Source organism: Haloechinothrix salitolerans (assembly GCF_042662605.1).
GTDB lineage: Bacteria > Actinomycetota > Actinomycetes > Mycobacteriales > Pseudonocardiaceae > Haloechinothrix_A > Haloechinothrix_A salitolerans.
This window is the reverse complement of record NZ_JBHSXX010000001.1, coordinates 2,446,518-2,460,962: the sequence shown is the minus strand read 5'-3', so window position 1 is coordinate 2,460,962 and position 14,445 is coordinate 2,446,518. Positions and strand designations below refer to the sequence as shown.

General features: G+C 67.7%; 12 protein-coding genes and 1 pseudogene. 8 read left to right on the top strand and 5 right to left on the bottom strand.

Annotation, left to right across the window (positions count from 1 at the left end; genetic code table 11):
* The first annotated feature begins 24 nt into the window (after window positions 1-24).
* The 7 genes from cobN (at window position 25) to ACFQGD_RS11540 (ending at window position 7,370) form a co-directional block, all read left to right on the top strand.
* Complete coding sequence (cobN, locus tag ACFQGD_RS11570) at window positions 25-3,603, top strand: cobaltochelatase subunit CobN (protein ID WP_345396557.1); 3,579 nt, start codon at window positions 25-27, stop codon at window positions 3,601-3,603.
* Between the two features lie 210 nt (window positions 3,604-3,813).
* Entirely contained in the window at window positions 3,814-4,116 is a 303-nt protein-coding gene (locus ACFQGD_RS11565) for an SAV_915 family protein (protein ID WP_345396560.1), read from the top strand.
* Window positions 4,116-4,397: a hypothetical protein gene (locus ACFQGD_RS11560; RefSeq protein WP_345396563.1), complete on the top strand. Its 282-nt coding sequence runs from the start codon at window positions 4,116-4,118 to the stop codon at window positions 4,395-4,397. Before ACFQGD_RS11565 ends, ACFQGD_RS11560 begins: the two co-directional genes overlap by 1 nt.
* Window positions 4,398-4,404: 7 nt before the next feature.
* Window positions 4,405-5,721 carry a hypothetical protein gene (locus tag ACFQGD_RS11555; protein WP_345396566.1) on the top strand — a complete coding sequence of 439 codons (1,317 nt, stop codon included), beginning with the start codon at window positions 4,405-4,407 and terminating at the stop codon, window positions 5,719-5,721.
* 8 nt (window positions 5,722-5,729) lie between these two features.
* A complete protein-coding gene (locus ACFQGD_RS11550) occupies window positions 5,730-6,353 on the top strand; it encodes a hypothetical protein (RefSeq protein WP_390183525.1) in 624 nt (207 codons plus the stop codon).
* 199 nt (window positions 6,354-6,552) lie between these two features.
* On the top strand, window positions 6,553-6,738 hold the full coding sequence (locus tag ACFQGD_RS11545) for a hypothetical protein (protein ID WP_390221043.1): 186 nt from the start codon (window positions 6,553-6,555) through the stop codon (window positions 6,736-6,738).
* Between the two features lie 8 nt (window positions 6,739-6,746).
* Window positions 6,747-7,370 carry a hypothetical protein gene (locus tag ACFQGD_RS11540; RefSeq protein ID WP_390221042.1) on the top strand — a complete coding sequence of 208 codons (624 nt, stop codon included), beginning with the start codon at window positions 6,747-6,749 and terminating at the stop codon, window positions 7,368-7,370.
* 171 nt (window positions 7,371-7,541) lie between these two features.
* Here ACFQGD_RS11540 and ACFQGD_RS11535 read toward each other — a convergent pair whose 3' ends face one another.
* From ACFQGD_RS11535 to ACFQGD_RS11515, 5 genes and pseudogenes are all read right to left on the bottom strand, one after another.
* Complete coding sequence (locus ACFQGD_RS11535) at window positions 7,542-8,156, bottom strand: TetR/AcrR family transcriptional regulator (RefSeq protein WP_345400310.1); 615 nt, start codon at window positions 8,154-8,156, stop codon at window positions 7,542-7,544.
* Window positions 8,157-8,233: 77 nt separating this feature from the next.
* Window positions 8,234-9,469, bottom strand: a complete 1,236-nt coding sequence (locus tag ACFQGD_RS11530; protein ID WP_345400313.1) for an NAD(P)/FAD-dependent oxidoreductase — start codon at window positions 9,467-9,469, stop codon at window positions 8,234-8,236.
* Window positions 9,466-10,838 (bottom strand): annotated as a pseudogene (locus tag ACFQGD_RS11525) (fatty acid desaturase). Before ACFQGD_RS11525 ends, ACFQGD_RS11530 begins: the two are co-directional and overlap by 4 nt.
* A 279-nt stretch (window positions 10,839-11,117) precedes the next feature.
* Window positions 11,118-12,200: an alcohol dehydrogenase catalytic domain-containing protein gene (locus ACFQGD_RS11520; RefSeq protein WP_345400316.1), complete on the bottom strand. Its 1,083-nt coding sequence runs from the start codon at window positions 12,198-12,200 to the stop codon at window positions 11,118-11,120.
* A 116-nt stretch (window positions 12,201-12,316) separates the two neighbouring features.
* Window positions 12,317-12,919 (bottom strand): TetR/AcrR family transcriptional regulator, encoded by a 603-nt coding sequence (locus ACFQGD_RS11515; RefSeq protein WP_345400319.1) that lies wholly within the window; start codon window positions 12,917-12,919, stop codon window positions 12,317-12,319.
* A 236-nt stretch (window positions 12,920-13,155) separates the two neighbouring features.
* Here ACFQGD_RS11515 and ACFQGD_RS11510 point away from each other — a divergent pair, with 236 nt between their 5' ends.
* Window positions 13,156-14,391 carry a lipase family protein gene (locus ACFQGD_RS11510; protein WP_345400322.1) on the top strand — a complete coding sequence of 412 codons (1,236 nt, stop codon included), beginning with the start codon at window positions 13,156-13,158 and terminating at the stop codon, window positions 14,389-14,391.
* The last annotated feature ends 54 nt before the right edge of the window (window positions 14,392-14,445 follow it).

Sequence of the window (14,445 nt, the reverse complement as noted above, 5' to 3'; positions counted from 1 at the left end):
GGACCCCGGAGAGGAGCTTTCGAATTGATCCTGCTGCTGTCGACATCCGACACCGATCTGCTGTCGGCCCGCGCGAGCGGCGCGGACTACCGCCTCGCCAACCCCGCCCGCATCGAGCTGGACGAGCTGCCCGCGCTGATGGACGGCGCCGAAGTGATCGTCGTCCGCATCCTCGGTAGCGAGCGAGCCTGGAAGGAAGGCCTCGACATCGTGCGCGCGGCCGAGGTGCCGGTAATCGTCCTCGGCGGCGAGCAGGCACCCGACGCCGAGCTGATGAAGCTCTCGCACGTGCCCGCCGGGATCGCGACTCAGGCGCACCTCTACCTCGCCCAGGGCGGGCCGGACAACCTGACGCAGCTGCACCGGTTCCTGTCCGACACGCTGCTGCTCACCGGACACGGCTTCGAGCCGCCCGCCGAGCAGCCCAACTGGGGCCACCTGGACCGCGAGGCAGCCAACACCGAAGGCCCGACGATCGCGATCCTTTACTACCGCGCGCACCACTTCGCGGGCAACACCGCGTTCGTCGAGACGCTGTGCCGTGCCATCGAGGACGCGGGCGGACGTCCAATGCCGATCTACTGCGCCACGCTGCGCAACCGCGCCCCTGAGATGGTCGACGAGTTGCGCAAGGCCGACGTGCTGCTGGTCACGGTGCTAGCCGCGGGCGGCACCAAGCCGTCGGCCGCGCAGGCCGGTGGCGACGACGAGTCATGGGACATCGCCGAGCTGGCAGACCTCGACATCCCCACGCTCCAGGCGCTGTGCCTAACGAGCGACCGTGACAGCTGGTGGGAGAACGACGAGGGTCTGTCGCCGCTGGACGCGGGCACACAGGTCGCGGTGCCGGAATTCGACGGCCGGATCATCACCGTGCCGTTCTCGTTCAAGGAAACCGACGACGACGGCCTGCCCCGCTACGTACCCGACGCCGAACGCGCCAGCCGGGTCGCCGGAATCGCGCTCGGCCACGCGCGGCTGCGCTACACGCCGCCCGCCGAGCGCAAGGTCGCGCTGGTGCTCTCGGCGTACCCGACGAAGCACTCCCGCGTCGGCAACGCCGTTGGCCTGGACACCCCCGCCAGCGCGGTCAAGCTGCTGAGCATGTTGCGGGAGCGCGGCTACGACCTCGGCCCCGATCCGATCCCCGGCGTGGACGACGCGGACGGCGATGCGTTCATCCACGCGCTGATCGAAGCCGGTGGCCAAGACCCGGAGTGGCTGTCCGAGGAGAAGCTGGCGGGGAACCCGATCCGCGTGCCCGCCGCGCAGTACCGCGAGTGGTACGCCACGCTGCCCGAGGACCTGCGGGACGACGTGGAGCAGCACTGGGGTCCGCCGCCCGGTGAGCTGTTCGTGGACCACTCGCGCAACGACGACGGCGACATCGTGCTCGCCTCGCTGCAAGCGGGCAACGTGCTGATCATGATTCAGCCGCCGCGCGGGTTCGGCGAGAACCCGGTTGCGATCTACCACAACCCGGACCTGCCACCCTCGCATCACTATCTGGCGGCGTACCGCTGGCTGGAGCACTCGTTCGGCGCACACGCCGTCGTCCATCTGGGTAAGCACGGCTCGCTGGAGTGGCTGCCGGGCAAGACCGCCGCGCTGTCGGCGTCCTGCGCGCCGGATGCCGTGCTGGGCAACCTGCCGGTGATCTACCCGTTCCTGATCAACGACCCGGGCGAGGGCGCGCAGGCCAAGCGCCGGATGCACGCCACGATCATCGACCACCTGATCCCGCCGATGGCGCGCGCCGAGAGCTACGGCGACATGGCGCGGCTGGAACAGTTGCTGGACGAGTACGCCAACATCTCGGCGATGGACCCGGCGAAGCTGCCCGCGATCCGGCAGCAGATCTGGACGTTGATCCAAGCGGCCAAGCTGGATCACGACCTCGGCGTCGACGAGCGTCCGCACGACGCGGAATTCGATGACTTCCTGCTGCACGTCGACGGCTGGCTGTGTGAGGTCAAGGACGCCCAGATCCGCGATGGCCTGCACATCCTCGGCGACGCGCCGACAGGAGAGGCACGGGTCAACCTGGTGCTGGCGATGCTGCGGGCGCAGCAGATGTGGGGCGGCAAGGCCGACGCGCTGCCGGGCCTGCGCACCGCTCTCGGGCTGACCGAGGGTGGCGACGCCCCGGCTGCCAAGGTGGATGAGATCGAGCAGCAGGCGCACGCGCTGGTCGCGGCCATGGAAGAGCGTGGCTGGGACCCGGCCGCCGCGGCCGAGGTCGCCGCCGGGCATCCCGCCGATGTCGAGCGGGTGCTGCACTTCGCCGCTACCGAGGTCGTGCCCCGGCTGGCGGATACCACGAACGAGACCGACGCGGTGCTGCACGCCCTGGATGGCGGGTACATCCCGGCCGGGCCGAGCGGGTCGCCGTTGCGCGGCCTGATCAACGTGCTGCCCACCGGGCGGAACTTCTACACCGTCGACCCGAAGGCCATCCCGTCGAAGCTCGCCTGGGAGACCGGGCAGGCGCTGGCCGATGGCTTGCTCAACCGTTACCGGCAAGACACCGGCGACTGGCCACGCTCGGTTGGGCTGTCGGTGTGGGGGACGTCGGCGATGCGCACCTCGGGTGATGACGCCGCTGAGGTGCTGGCGCTGCTCGGCGTCCAGCCGGTCTGGGACGAGGCCTCCCGGCGCGTCAGCGGCATGGAGCCGATCCCGCTCGAGGACCTCGGCAGGCCACGCATCGACGTCACGGTGCGCATCTCCGGGTTCTTCCGGGACGCGTTCCCGCACGTGGTGGCGATGCTCGACGACGCGGTCACGATGGTGGCCGACCTGGACGAGCCGGAAGAGCAGAACTTCGTCCGCGCCCACGCGCAGGCGGATCTCGCCGAGCACGGCGACAAGCGCAGGGCGACGACCAGGGTGTTCGGCTCGAAACCCGGCTCGTACGGCGCTGGGCTGCTGCCGCTGATGGACTCCGGCAACTGGCGCGACGACGCCGACCTCGCCGAGGTGTACGCGGTGTGGGGCGGCTACGCCTACGGGCGCGGACTGGACGGCACGCCAGCGCGGGAGGACATGGAGAACTCTTACCGGCGGATCCAGGTCGCTGCGAAGAACACCGACACCCGAGAGCACGACATCGCCGACTCGGACGACTACTTCCAGTACCACGGCGGCATGGTCGCCACGGTGCGCGCACTGACCGGTTCGGCGCCCGCGTCCTACATCGGCGACTCGACCATCCCGGATGCGGTGCGCACGCGGACGCTGTCCGAGGAGACCGCGCGGGTGTTCCGCTCGCGCGTCGTCAACCCGCGCTGGCTGGCGGCGATGCGCAAGCACGGCTACAAGGGCGCGTTCGAGCTCGCGGCCACAGTGGACTACCTGTTCGGCTTCGACGCCACAGCTGGTGTCGTGGACGACTGGATGTACGAGAAGCTCGGCGAGACGTACGTTTTGGACGAGCAGAACCAGGAGTTCCTCAAGCAGTCCAACCCGTGGGCGCTGCGCGGCATCGTGGAACGGCTCACCGAGGCCGCCGACCGTGGCCTATGGGCGAAGCCGGACCAGGAGCTGCTGGACAAGATGCGTGACGTCTACCTTCAGGTGGAGGGCGACCTCGAGGCAGAGTGACACTCGCCGCGCGTCGTGCCCGGCGAGCGCCGCCGCGACGCCAGCACGGCGCCACTACACGCCCGCTGTGTCAAGTGGAACCGGACATCGGGGACGTTTTGCTAACACAGCGGGCGTGTAGCGCTCCCCGTCATGCGCCCGGTGACGCTGCCGGGTCCGAACGTGCGAATTCCACACCACGGGCGGTGCACGCGTCTTAGCATCAGTGAGATGACCGAAGCGCAGCAGCCGGACGGCACCAGCGAGGACGTCGTCTATGTCGCCTCGCAGCCGTACCGGAACGAAACCGAAGTCACGCTCGAGATGCGCGAGACCGATGGCGGCGAGCGCGCCGTCATGGTCTACAGCTCGCTCCAAACCCTGGTCGCCGGTGCTGGCGAGCAGCAGCCGTGGATCGCGGTCCCCAGGGAACGAGTGCCGGAGCTGGTGCGTCGAAGCGGAGCCGACGGGGTATTGCTCGACACCGTTATCCCGCCGGGCCTACGCCGAGGAGATCCGGAAGGACCGCAGTAATGCCTGACATCGACGTCGACCGGACCGCGCTCAACGGTTTCGCGGCCAAGCTCCGCAACGCCAGTTCGGACCTGGAGAACACCACGAACCCGCCAGAGGTACCCGAGGCGGGCGATGCCACCGGCATCCTCGGGTCGATGCTGAGTCACCTGACCCAGTCCATGGCCGGAGCGGCGACCGGTCTCGGCGCCGCTGGCGACGCGGTAGCCAACGGTAGGGACATTTTCCAGGAGACCGAGGACACCAACCGCGGCCGCATGGATCGCGTGCTTCCGGAGTGACCCTGTCATGCCACTGAACATCGAGGTCAAGGCGGACATCGACGGTCTGCGGACACTGGCGGACTGGTTTGGCACCAGCTCCAGTACGGTCCACGACGCCGGCAGCACCGTGATCAACGTTCGCGGCGAGTCGGAGGCGGCATGGGGCGGCGAATCCGGTGCGGCGTTCCGCGAAGCGATGTCGACGACGGGTACCGGCATTGACGACTTCGCGAGCCAACTCGACGAGGCAAAGACGGTCGTGTCCGTGTTCGCCGACGACATGGCGACCGTGAAGTCTCGAATGGAGCAGGCGCGGCAGGTCGCCGTCGCCGGTGGACTCGACGTCACGGACACCGAGATCGCGGAACCGGGCGAAGCTCCGCCCGCGCCCCAGCCACTGCCGACGGATGGCTCGGCAACGGCGGAACAGCAGGCCGCGCACACCTCGGCGCAAGCCGCGGTCGACGCGCACAATGCCAAGGTCAGGGCATACAACGAGGCGGCGCAGATCGTCAGCGATGCACGCGGCAAGCAGAGCGCCGCCCTCCATCATCTGACCAAGTTCAGCACCGATCAGCTGAAGAAGGCACCGTTCACCATCGCGGACGTGTCGAGCGGCCTTGCAGCCGAAGCGATCAAGCGCACCAGCAAGTTCCGCACGCTGGCGGCGTCGTACGGCCGCCACGCCGATCGGGCACTCAATCTGGCGATGAACAAGTCGGTCACCGACCCAGCGTTCGCCAAAGCGGCTCGCCTCAACGCGCAGTTCGCGAGCAAGCAGAGCGCGTTGCTCGATGACGCGGTCAAGACCGCCCCTGCTGCGATGCTCGACAAGCTACCGCAGTGGGCCAAGTCCAGCTTGATCGCGAACGTCGAAGACTACGCTTTCAAGGGCGGATCTACCGCGGCGCGCGTGGGAAGAGCCGTCTTTGGAAAAGTCCCGCTGGTTGGCATCGGGATCACCGCGGCAAGCACGGTTGGCGATATCGCCAGTGGCAAAGATCCCACGAAAGCCATTGTCTCGAGCACCTCAGGCCTCGCTGCGGGGGCTGCCGCGGGAGCAGCCGCAGGCGCGGCCTTCGGCGGGCCTGTCGGCGTCGTCGTCGGGACCGTCGTGGGCGCCGGGGTGAGCTACGTCGTCGACGAATGGGGCGACGAGATCGCCGGGTTCGCCGCTGACAGCGCGGAAATGGTTGGCGGCGCCATCGCGGACGGCGCCGAGGCAGTCGCCGATGGCGCGCAAGCTGCTGGGGAAGCCGTTGTCGACGGCGCTCAGGAAGCCGGAGAAGCGATCGCCGATGGAGCGAAATCGGTCGGCAGGTTCGTAGGAAGCTTGTTCTGAGGTTTGCAATGACTGCCCCAACGCATCCCGCGCCCAAACCCGACGCCGTCACCGGCCAGCCACGCCCACCGCAGGCACCGGTCGAGGCGAGCTGGAAGCCTTACGACAAGGCGACCGACCTGGGGCCTGGAACGCCACCACCGGGCAAGGGTCCGGCGCTCGAATGGTTCGCCGACGCCAAGAGCACCAGGTGGGGCGCGGCGGCATTCAGTTTCGTCATCTTCGCCGCGGTAGGTTCCTGGCGATATGGCGGCTTCGGATGGGTGTCAGTCTGGTACGTCTGGCTAGTTCTGCTCGCGTGCTCGTCGCTGTTCCTACTCGGTCGCAAACAAATGCGCATGACCGCTGGCGCTGACTGGCTCAGCATCGGCGACAAACAATGGGTCGACACCTACCGGCTCCGCACCATCCGAGTCGCCCCCAGAATCAACACCAGTGTCCTCGAACTCACCGATGCCGCGGGCAACAAAGCTGACACCCAGGTCTGGTACCTGCAGAAAAACCGCGAACTCTGGGATCTGGTCTACAACGGCATCCTGCACTCCATCACCCACCACGGCGCGGACGTCAACCGACGCGCCGTCGAGCATCTTCACTTACAAGCCGTCATCAGGAAACCGCCGACCAAATGACCCACAGAGCCATGACGTCGCCGCTACACGCCCGCCGTGTCAAACAGAACCAGACATCGGGGACATTTTGCTAACACAGCGGGCGCATAGCGACTCACGGCACGCCAACGCCCGACGCAAGCGCCCAAGCACCTCAGGCCTCGCCGCGAGGGCTGCAGCGGGAGCAACCGCAGGCGCGACCTTCGGCGGGCCTGTCGGCGTGGTTGGCGGCGCCATCGCGGACGGCGCCGAGGCAGTCGCCGATGGCGCGCAAGCTGCTGGGGAAGCCGTTGTCGACGGCGCTCAGCAAGCCGGAGAAGCGATCGCCGATGGTGCTGAAGCAGCGGGCGACGCGCTCGCCGACGGAGCGAAATCGGTCGGCAGGTTCGTAGGAAGCTTGTTCTGAGGTTTGCAATGACTGCCCCAACGCATCCCGCGCCCAAACCCGACGCCGTGACCGGCCAGCCACGACCACCGCAAGCGCCCGTCGAGGCAAGTTGGAAGCCTTACGACAAGGCGACCGACATTGCTCCCGACGATCCGCCGCCAGGAAAAGGACCTGCACTCGAATGGTTCGCCGACGCCAAGAGCACCAAGTGGGGCGCGGCGGCATTCCTTTTCCTTATCGGTGTTGTGTTCCTCTCCGTGAAGGACGGCGGCTTTGGCTGGATGGGAGTCTGGTGGCTCTGGCTCATCTTGGTCGTTTTCACCTCACCACTTCTCCTTATCCGCCGGGGCACCCGCATGACAGTGGGAGCGGACTGGCTCCGCCTTGCCGGTGATCAGTGGGTCGACACCTATCGCCTCAGCACGATTCGAGTTACCACCGGATTCGGTACCTACCATCTCGAACTCACCGATGCCGCGGGCAACAAAGCTGACACCCAGGTCTGGTACCTGCAGAAAAACCGCGAACTCTGGGATCTGGTCTACAACGGCATCCTGCACTCCATCACCCACCACGGCGCGGACGTCAACCGACGCGCCGTCGAGCATCTTCACTTACAAGCCGTCATCAGGAAACCGCCGACCAAATGACCCACAGAGCCATGACGTCGCCGCTACACGCCCGCCGTGTCAAACAGAACCAGACATCGGGGACATTTTGCTAACACAGCGGGCGCATAGCGACTCACGGCACGCCAACGCCCGACGCAAGCGCCCAAGCACCTCAGGCGCCAGCGGAGCCGACGCAAGCGCCCAAGCACCTCAGGCGCTAGCGGTCCCGACGACCTGCTCCAGGTACGGCCCGAACAGCTCCGCCATGCCGTCCGCGACTTCCTTCGCGGGAGCCGTAGATGACGCGGCGTGGCTGATCGCCAGCCGCACCATGTTCTCCGCGATCAACCCCACGGAGTACTCCGGCACGTCCGGCCAGATCTCGCCGAGGATCTCGCCGAGCCGTTGCGTCGCGTAGCCGAGCACCGGTCCGGCCTGGTTCGTCACGTAGGACAGCAGCCCGTCGCCCGCGTCGCCGCGCACGATCGCCATGATGAGCGGCTCCTCGGCAGCGGTCGTCAAGAACACCTCGGCGGCAGCGGCCAACGCGGCACGAGGGTCGTCCTCGTGTTCAGCCACCGCCTTGTGCACACCGGTGAGGAACCGGTCAGCTTCCCGCAGGATGTAGGCCTGCGCGAACCCCTGCCGCGAGCCGAACTCCTTGTAGAGCGTCTGCCTGCTGACCCCGGCCGCCTTGGCGATGTCGGCCATGCGAGTTTCGGACCAGCTGCGCTGTTCAAGCAGTTCGCTGGCGGCGTCGAACAGGGTGTCCCGCAGCAGCTCGCGGGCGGCGTCGGCGAAGCGGCGGGCGCGGGGTTTCGGCATGTCGTCGACATTTGCAGCGCTGGGACGTCGTGTCAACATCATGGACACCAAACCCGTGCGGCGGGTATCTCGCCCGCTCATGTCAGCGCCGTGGACACGGAGGACGACGCGAGCGTGCCCAGGTCGGTCGCCTCGTCGGCGAGCAGTGCCGGGTCGGCGCCGGGTGCTGTCGAGATCAACTTTCGCAGCGCCCTGATCTCCTTCGCGCGATTGACACCGACCGCTCCGACCAGCCTGCCGTCCCGGTGGAACACCGCCGTGAAGTTCAACGCGTCAAGGTCACCGCGGATACTCACGTCGTCCGTGACCACGGGCCAGCCCGCTACCTGCAGGTTCACCCCGTACTGATCCGACCAGCACCACGGCACCTGCGAGAACGGGGTGCGGTCGCCGAGCATGTTGCGCGCGGCGGCCGCACCTTGCTCCTGCGCGCTCTGCCAGTGCTCGATACGCTGCCGCCCGCCGAGCAGCACGTTCGGCTGATTCGCGACGTCGCCCGCCGCGTACACCCCTGGCACCGACGTCTCGAAGTACTCGTCGACAAGGATGCCGTTGTCGACGGCGATGCCCGCCCGCTCGGCCAGTTCGGTGTTGGGCACCATGCCGATCGCGACGACGACGGTGTCCGCCGTCCAATCGCGACCGTCGGCGTCCCTGGTGACCAGGCCGTCGGCGGTGCGCTCCAGGCTCACGACGTCAACGCCGGTGTGGAGCTCGACTCCGTGCGAGCGGTGTAGCTCGGCGTAGACCCGCGCGATCCGCGGCGGCAGCAACCGCGACAACGGCGTCGGTTCCGCCTCCAACATCGTGACGTCACAACCCCGGCTGCGCGCGGTGGCCGCGACCTCGGCGCCGATCAGTCCCGCGCCGATCACGAGCACCCTGCTGCCGTCGTTCAGCCGGTCCCGCAACGCGGGAACATCGGAGGCACTCCGCAGCATGTGCACGCCGTCCAGCCCATCCGCGATCGGCAGCGGCCGAGGGCTGCCGCCGGTCGCGAGCAGCAGCAACTCGTAGTCCAGCCGCTCGCCGCCGTCAAGTGCCAGCTTCCGGGCAAGGACGTCGACGTCGGTCACTCGCTCACCGGTGCGCAGCTCGATGTCCTGCTTCTCCCAGGTGTCCGGCGCCCGCAGGCGGGTGCGCTCGAACGGCATCGTGCCGCGCAAGACGTCCTTGGACAGCGGCGGCTTGCGGTACGGCTCGTCGGGTTCCTCGCCGATGAGCACGATCGGACCCTCGTAGCCGGTGCTGCGCAGGGTCAGCGCGGCGGTCGCGCCCGCGATGCCGGTTCCCACCACGATGGCGCGGCTCATGTGGCACCCACCGGTTCGAAGTCCACCTTCTCGCGGACCCCGCAGTCGGGGCAGCACCAGTCGTCGGGGACGTCGTCCCAGCTGGTGCCCGCCGGGAAGCCCTCGTGCGGGTCCCCGGCCGCCTCATCGAAGACGTAGTCACACACCGGGCAACGGAACTGGCTCATGGCAACCCCCTTCAGGCGGTCGCGCCGTAGCGGGCGAGGATCTTCTCCCGCTTGCTCGGCTGGATGTTGGCCTTCGTGATGTCGCCGTCGTAGTGGTCGAGCACCCGCTTGTCCATCACCTTGCGCCAGAGCGGCGGGATCCACGCGAGCACGATCATCGAGGCGTACCCGGCGGGCAGCTGCGGCGCTTCATCGAAGTCCCGCAGGGCCTGGTAGCGCCGCGTCGGGTTGGCGTGGTGGTCGCTGTGCCGCTGGAGGTGATACAGGAAGACGTTGGTGACGACGTTGTTGCTGTTCCAGCTGTGTCGCGCGGCGGGCCGCTCGTACCGGCCACTCTCGGCGCGCTGCCGCAGCAGGCCGTAGTGCTCAAGGTAGTTGACGACCTCGAGCAGCGAGAAGCCGAAGATCGCCTGGATGACCAGCAGCGGCAGGATACCGGGGCCGAACGCGATCACCAGCGCGCCGAACAGCGCCGCCGACATCGCCCACGCGTTGAGGACGTCGTTACGCAGCGTCCACGGGCCCTTGTTCATCCGGGCCAGGCGCTTACGCTCCAGACCCCACGCGGAGGTCAGGCTGCCGGCGATGGAACGCGGCAGGAACCGCCAGAACGACTCACCGAAGCGGGAGCTGGCCGGGTCTTCCGGAGTCGCGACGCGCACGTGGTGGCCGCGGTTGTGCTCGATGAAGAAGTGGCCGTAGAACGTCTGCGCCAGCGCGATCTTGGACAGCCAGCGCTCGTGCTTCTCCTTCTTGTGCCCCAGCTCGTGTGCGGTGTTGATGCCGATGCCCGCGACGACGCCGACCGAGATCGCCAAGCCGATCTTGTCGACCACCGTCATGTCGAAGGTGGTCCACATCCAGCAGGCGAGCACGAGACCCGCGTACTGCACCGGCAGGAACAGGTACAGGATCCACTGGTAGTAGCGGTCCTGCTCCAACCACTTGACCAGTTCTTCCGGTGGGTTCTCCGCGTCGTTGCCGAGCGCCATGTCCAGCACCGGAATCAGAACGAAGACGATAATCGGGGCGAGCCACCAGGCGGCGTGCGTGACCCAACTACCGTTCGACGCGGCGTAGACGCCCCAGATGATGAACGGAATCGAGGGGACGACGAGGCCCAGCAGCCAGGCGTAACGCTTGCCGTCGCGCCAGCTGACTTCTTCTGTGTGGGCCTCATGCCCAGCGGCAATCGATGTCATGACCACGCCTCCTCGCGCGTCTGGCCCACTGCCGATCGTGATGTGGGTTACTTACATATGAACCAAGTCTGCCATCAATGTAGACACGATGCCATTCGGTGTCAACATAGCGCCACTAATGTGGCATCTGTAAAGTTGCCTGACGCCGTTACCGACAGCGACAGCGCTGAGTACACACTGTCGCCTCGCGTCTCGAGGTACCCGGTCATGGACACACAAAAACGGCGGCACCCCGGGCTGCCGGGATGCCGCCGTGCGGTGTCGGTGCTGGTTGTCGACTCAGTCGAAGACGACGAGCGAGCGCGCACCCTCCCCCTCGCGCATCCGCTCGAACGCGTCCGCCACGCCATCGAGACCGATGCGGTGCGAGACGAACGTATCCAGGTCGAGACGGCCGTCGAGCACGGACTGCGCGATCGCCGGGACGTCGACGTCCGGGTCGGCCGAGCCGTACACGGACGCGCTCAGCGACCGCGCGAAGTGGTATATCTCCAGGCCGCTGAAGCTCACCGGGTCGTCCTTGGCGCCGACGCCAAGCGTCACGACGCGCCCACCCCTGCGGGTGCTGCCCCATGCCGTGCGGATCGCCGCGGACCGGCCGACGCACTCCAGCGCGACGTCCGCGCCACGCCCCTCGGTCAGCGAGCGGATCAGTTTCGACGCCGCCTTGTCCGCGATCGCGAAGTCGGTCGCACCCGCCGCCAGCGCGAGGTCCCGTTTGGATTCGTTGACGTCGAGCGCGATGATCCGCGACGCGCCAGCCAGCCGTGCGCCCGCGATCGCGGAGAGTCCCACCCCGCCGAGGCCCACCACGACGACCGACTCGCCCGGACGTACCTTCGCGTTATTGCGTACCGCTCCGACGCCGGTGATGACCGCGCAGCCCAGCAGCGCGGACTCCGCCAGCGGTAGCTCCTTCGGGACCGGGATGACCGCGTTCTCCCCGATCAGGACTTCCTCCGCGAGCGCGCCGACGCCGAGCGTGACGTGGCTCGGCGTGCCGTCCGCGAGGCTGCCGCGAGGCAGCGACGCGATGCCCTCGGTCGCGGTGCACAGCCATGGCTCGCCCTGCTGACAGAACCAGCAGTCGCGGCACGGTGGCGTCCAGTTGAGCACGACGTGATCACCAACGCCGACCCTGCGCACCCGCTCGCCGACCTCGGTCACCACGCCGGATGCCTCGTGACCGAGGATCAGCGGGAACGACGGCGCCAGTACGCCGTTGATCATCGAGAGGTCGGAGTGGCACACCCCGGCGCCACGTACCGCGACGCGCACATCGTGCTGCCCGGTCTCGGGCAGCTGGACGTCACAGATCTCGAGCTCGGAGTCGACTCCGCGCGCAACCAAAGCCTGAACCATGTCCGGCACCTTACCGGCGAGTACACCCCCGGTCGGGGGACAGGGCCATCGACGTCCAGCGGTCTGTGCGCCGCGTGGCACCCAGATTGTGCGCCGCGTCCAGGCGCGGCGCGGCGTCAGATCCGATAGCCGCGCGAGATGAGCAACGCCTTGACCCACGTGGCGAGCTTGGCCGCGGCTTCCTCCGGCGACTCGGTAATGCACACCAGGTGACTGATCGTCATACGGGTCGCCAGATCCGCGATCAGCAGGAGATCACCGAGAAGCATCTCCGGCCACAACTTGACGCCGATCTCGACCAGCCGCCGCGTCGCTGCGTCGATGACAGCGGCGGCATCGGTGGTGAGCAGGGCGATCATGTCGTCGTCGTCCTTGCGGGCCAGCGTGAGCTGCACCAACGGCTGCTCCGCGGCGACACGCAGCGCGAGCGCCATACCGGAGGCGACCGCATCCGGTAATGACCGATGCCGCGCCAGCTCCACCTCGATCGCGTCGACGAGGCGATCGGTCACGCGCACCGCGACCGCCTCCGCGAGACCGAACTTGTCACCGAACTCGTTGTAGACGGTCTGCCTGCTCACTCCGGCCAACTCCGCGACGTGGCCGACGCGCAGCTTGGCCATCCCTACTTCCGTCGCCCTCCGCTCGGCCGCGTCGAGCACCCTTTCCCGCGCGCCACGCGCACGCTCCGTGCTGGCCGACTCCCCTGTCGCTGTCACGTACGTCACAATTAGTGATCGCCTCGGAAAAGTCAATCGCCTCGACCGCGCGTCCGGTGCCGGAACACCCCAAGTGGGGGACGCCGATCTTACGCACATTCGCAGCACCGGTGAGCGCACGAACTATCAGGGTGGGCGAAATCCGCATAGCAGGCACGAGCAGGCCACACCGCTGGTGGTGACGGCGCGTTGTGCTCCACAAACGCACCAGACGTTCGCGCAGAGAGGAGCAACTCATGCGTCGTCTTCCACGAAGCAAGCTCGCCGTGGCCCTCGTCGGGCTACTCGCGGGTGCCGCGGTCATCGCCACCCCGATGACAACCCCTCCGGCGGCGAGCGCTGATACGTTCTACGACCCACCGTCACCGCTACCCGACGGCGAACCAGGCGACATCATCCGTAGCGAGCCGACCACGTTCTATCTCGACCCTGCCAAGACGTTGGAGGCCAACGCCGACGCCTACCGGGTGATGTACCTGTCCACCGACACTCACGGCGACCCGATGGCCGTCACCGGCACGCTGCTGCGGTCCAACTACCCGTGGATGGGTGTCGGCCCTCGTCCGATCATCGGGTTCGCCGTCGGCACCCAAGGTCTGGCCGACAAGTGCGCGCCATCGAAGCGAATGGCCGCTGGGCTGGAGTACGAGGGCGCGTTCCTCGAAGGCCTGCTCGAGCGCGGGTATGGCGTGGCGATCACCGACTACCAGGGCCTGGGAACCCCCGGCAACCACACCTACGTCATCCGCGCCGCCGAAGCCAACGCCGTGCTCGACTCGGTCCGCGCCGCGCAGCGGCTGCCCGACGTGAAGCTGCCCGACTCCGGTCCGGTGCTTACCGCGGGCTACTCCCAGGGCGGCGGGGCGTCCGGCGCGGCCGCCGAGATCGCCCACAGCTACGCACCGGAGCTGGATCTACTCGGCTCTTACTCGGGCGCGCCACCCGCCGACAAGAAGGTGGTCGGCAGACACCTTGACGGCAGCCACGCCGCCGGCTTGCTTGGCTACGCCATCGTGGGGCTCGACGCCGCCTACCCCGAGTTGGGCATCGACGATCTGCTCAACGAGGAAGGCAAGAAGCAGCGCGAGCAACTCGAGTCGGAGTGCGTCGAAGAGACGCTGGTGAACCACGCCTTCAAGGAATCGAAGAACTTCACCAAGGACGGCAGGGCGGTGACCGAGTACATGGACGAGGAACCGTTCGACTCGACCGTCGAGGCGCAGAAGCTGGGCAACCGTAGTCCGGAGGTTCCCACCCTGGTGCTCCACAGCAGGGCGGACGACATCGTGCCCTACGAGCAGGGCCGCCAGATGGCCCGCGACTGGTGCGACCTCGGTGCCAACGTGAGGTTCAAGACGCTGGAGACCGCGACCCACGTCGGCGCGATACCCGAGGCGTCGTCGACGGCGTTCATGTGGATGGAGGAGCGGATCAGCGGCTTCCCACAGTTCAGCAACTGCGGGACGTTCTGACCCGGCTCGTGGCTGGCCTGGGTGCGCGCGACACTCAGGCCACCCACGGCGTTC

Excerpts from the sequence above, each read along its gene's own strand:
- ACFQGD_RS11565 (WP_345396560.1), top strand. The coding sequence starts at position 3,814 with ATGACCGAAGCGCAGCAGCCGGACGGCACCAGCGAGGACGTCGTCTAT.
- ACFQGD_RS11560 (WP_345396563.1), top strand. The coding sequence starts at position 4,116 with ATGCCTGACATCGACGTCGACCGGACCGCGCTCAACGGTTTCGCGGCC.
- ACFQGD_RS11555 (WP_345396566.1), top strand. The coding sequence starts at position 4,405 with ATGCCACTGAACATCGAGGTCAAGGCGGACATCGACGGTCTGCGGACA.
- ACFQGD_RS11550 (WP_390183525.1), top strand. The coding sequence starts at position 5,730 with ATGACTGCCCCAACGCATCCCGCGCCCAAACCCGACGCCGTCACCGGC.
- ACFQGD_RS11540 (WP_390221042.1), top strand. The coding sequence starts at position 6,747 with ATGACTGCCCCAACGCATCCCGCGCCCAAACCCGACGCCGTGACCGGC.
- ACFQGD_RS11535 (WP_345400310.1), bottom strand. The coding sequence starts at position 8,156 with ATGCCGAAACCCCGCGCCCGCCGCTTCGCCGACGCCGCCCGCGAGCTG.
- ACFQGD_RS11530 (WP_345400313.1), bottom strand. The coding sequence starts at position 9,469 with ATGAGCCGCGCCATCGTGGTGGGAACCGGCATCGCGGGCGCGACCGCC.
- ACFQGD_RS11520 (WP_345400316.1), bottom strand. The coding sequence starts at position 12,200 with ATGGTTCAGGCTTTGGTTGCGCGCGGAGTCGACTCCGAGCTCGAGATC.
- ACFQGD_RS11510 (WP_345400322.1), top strand. The coding sequence starts at position 13,156 with ATGCGTCGTCTTCCACGAAGCAAGCTCGCCGTGGCCCTCGTCGGGCTA.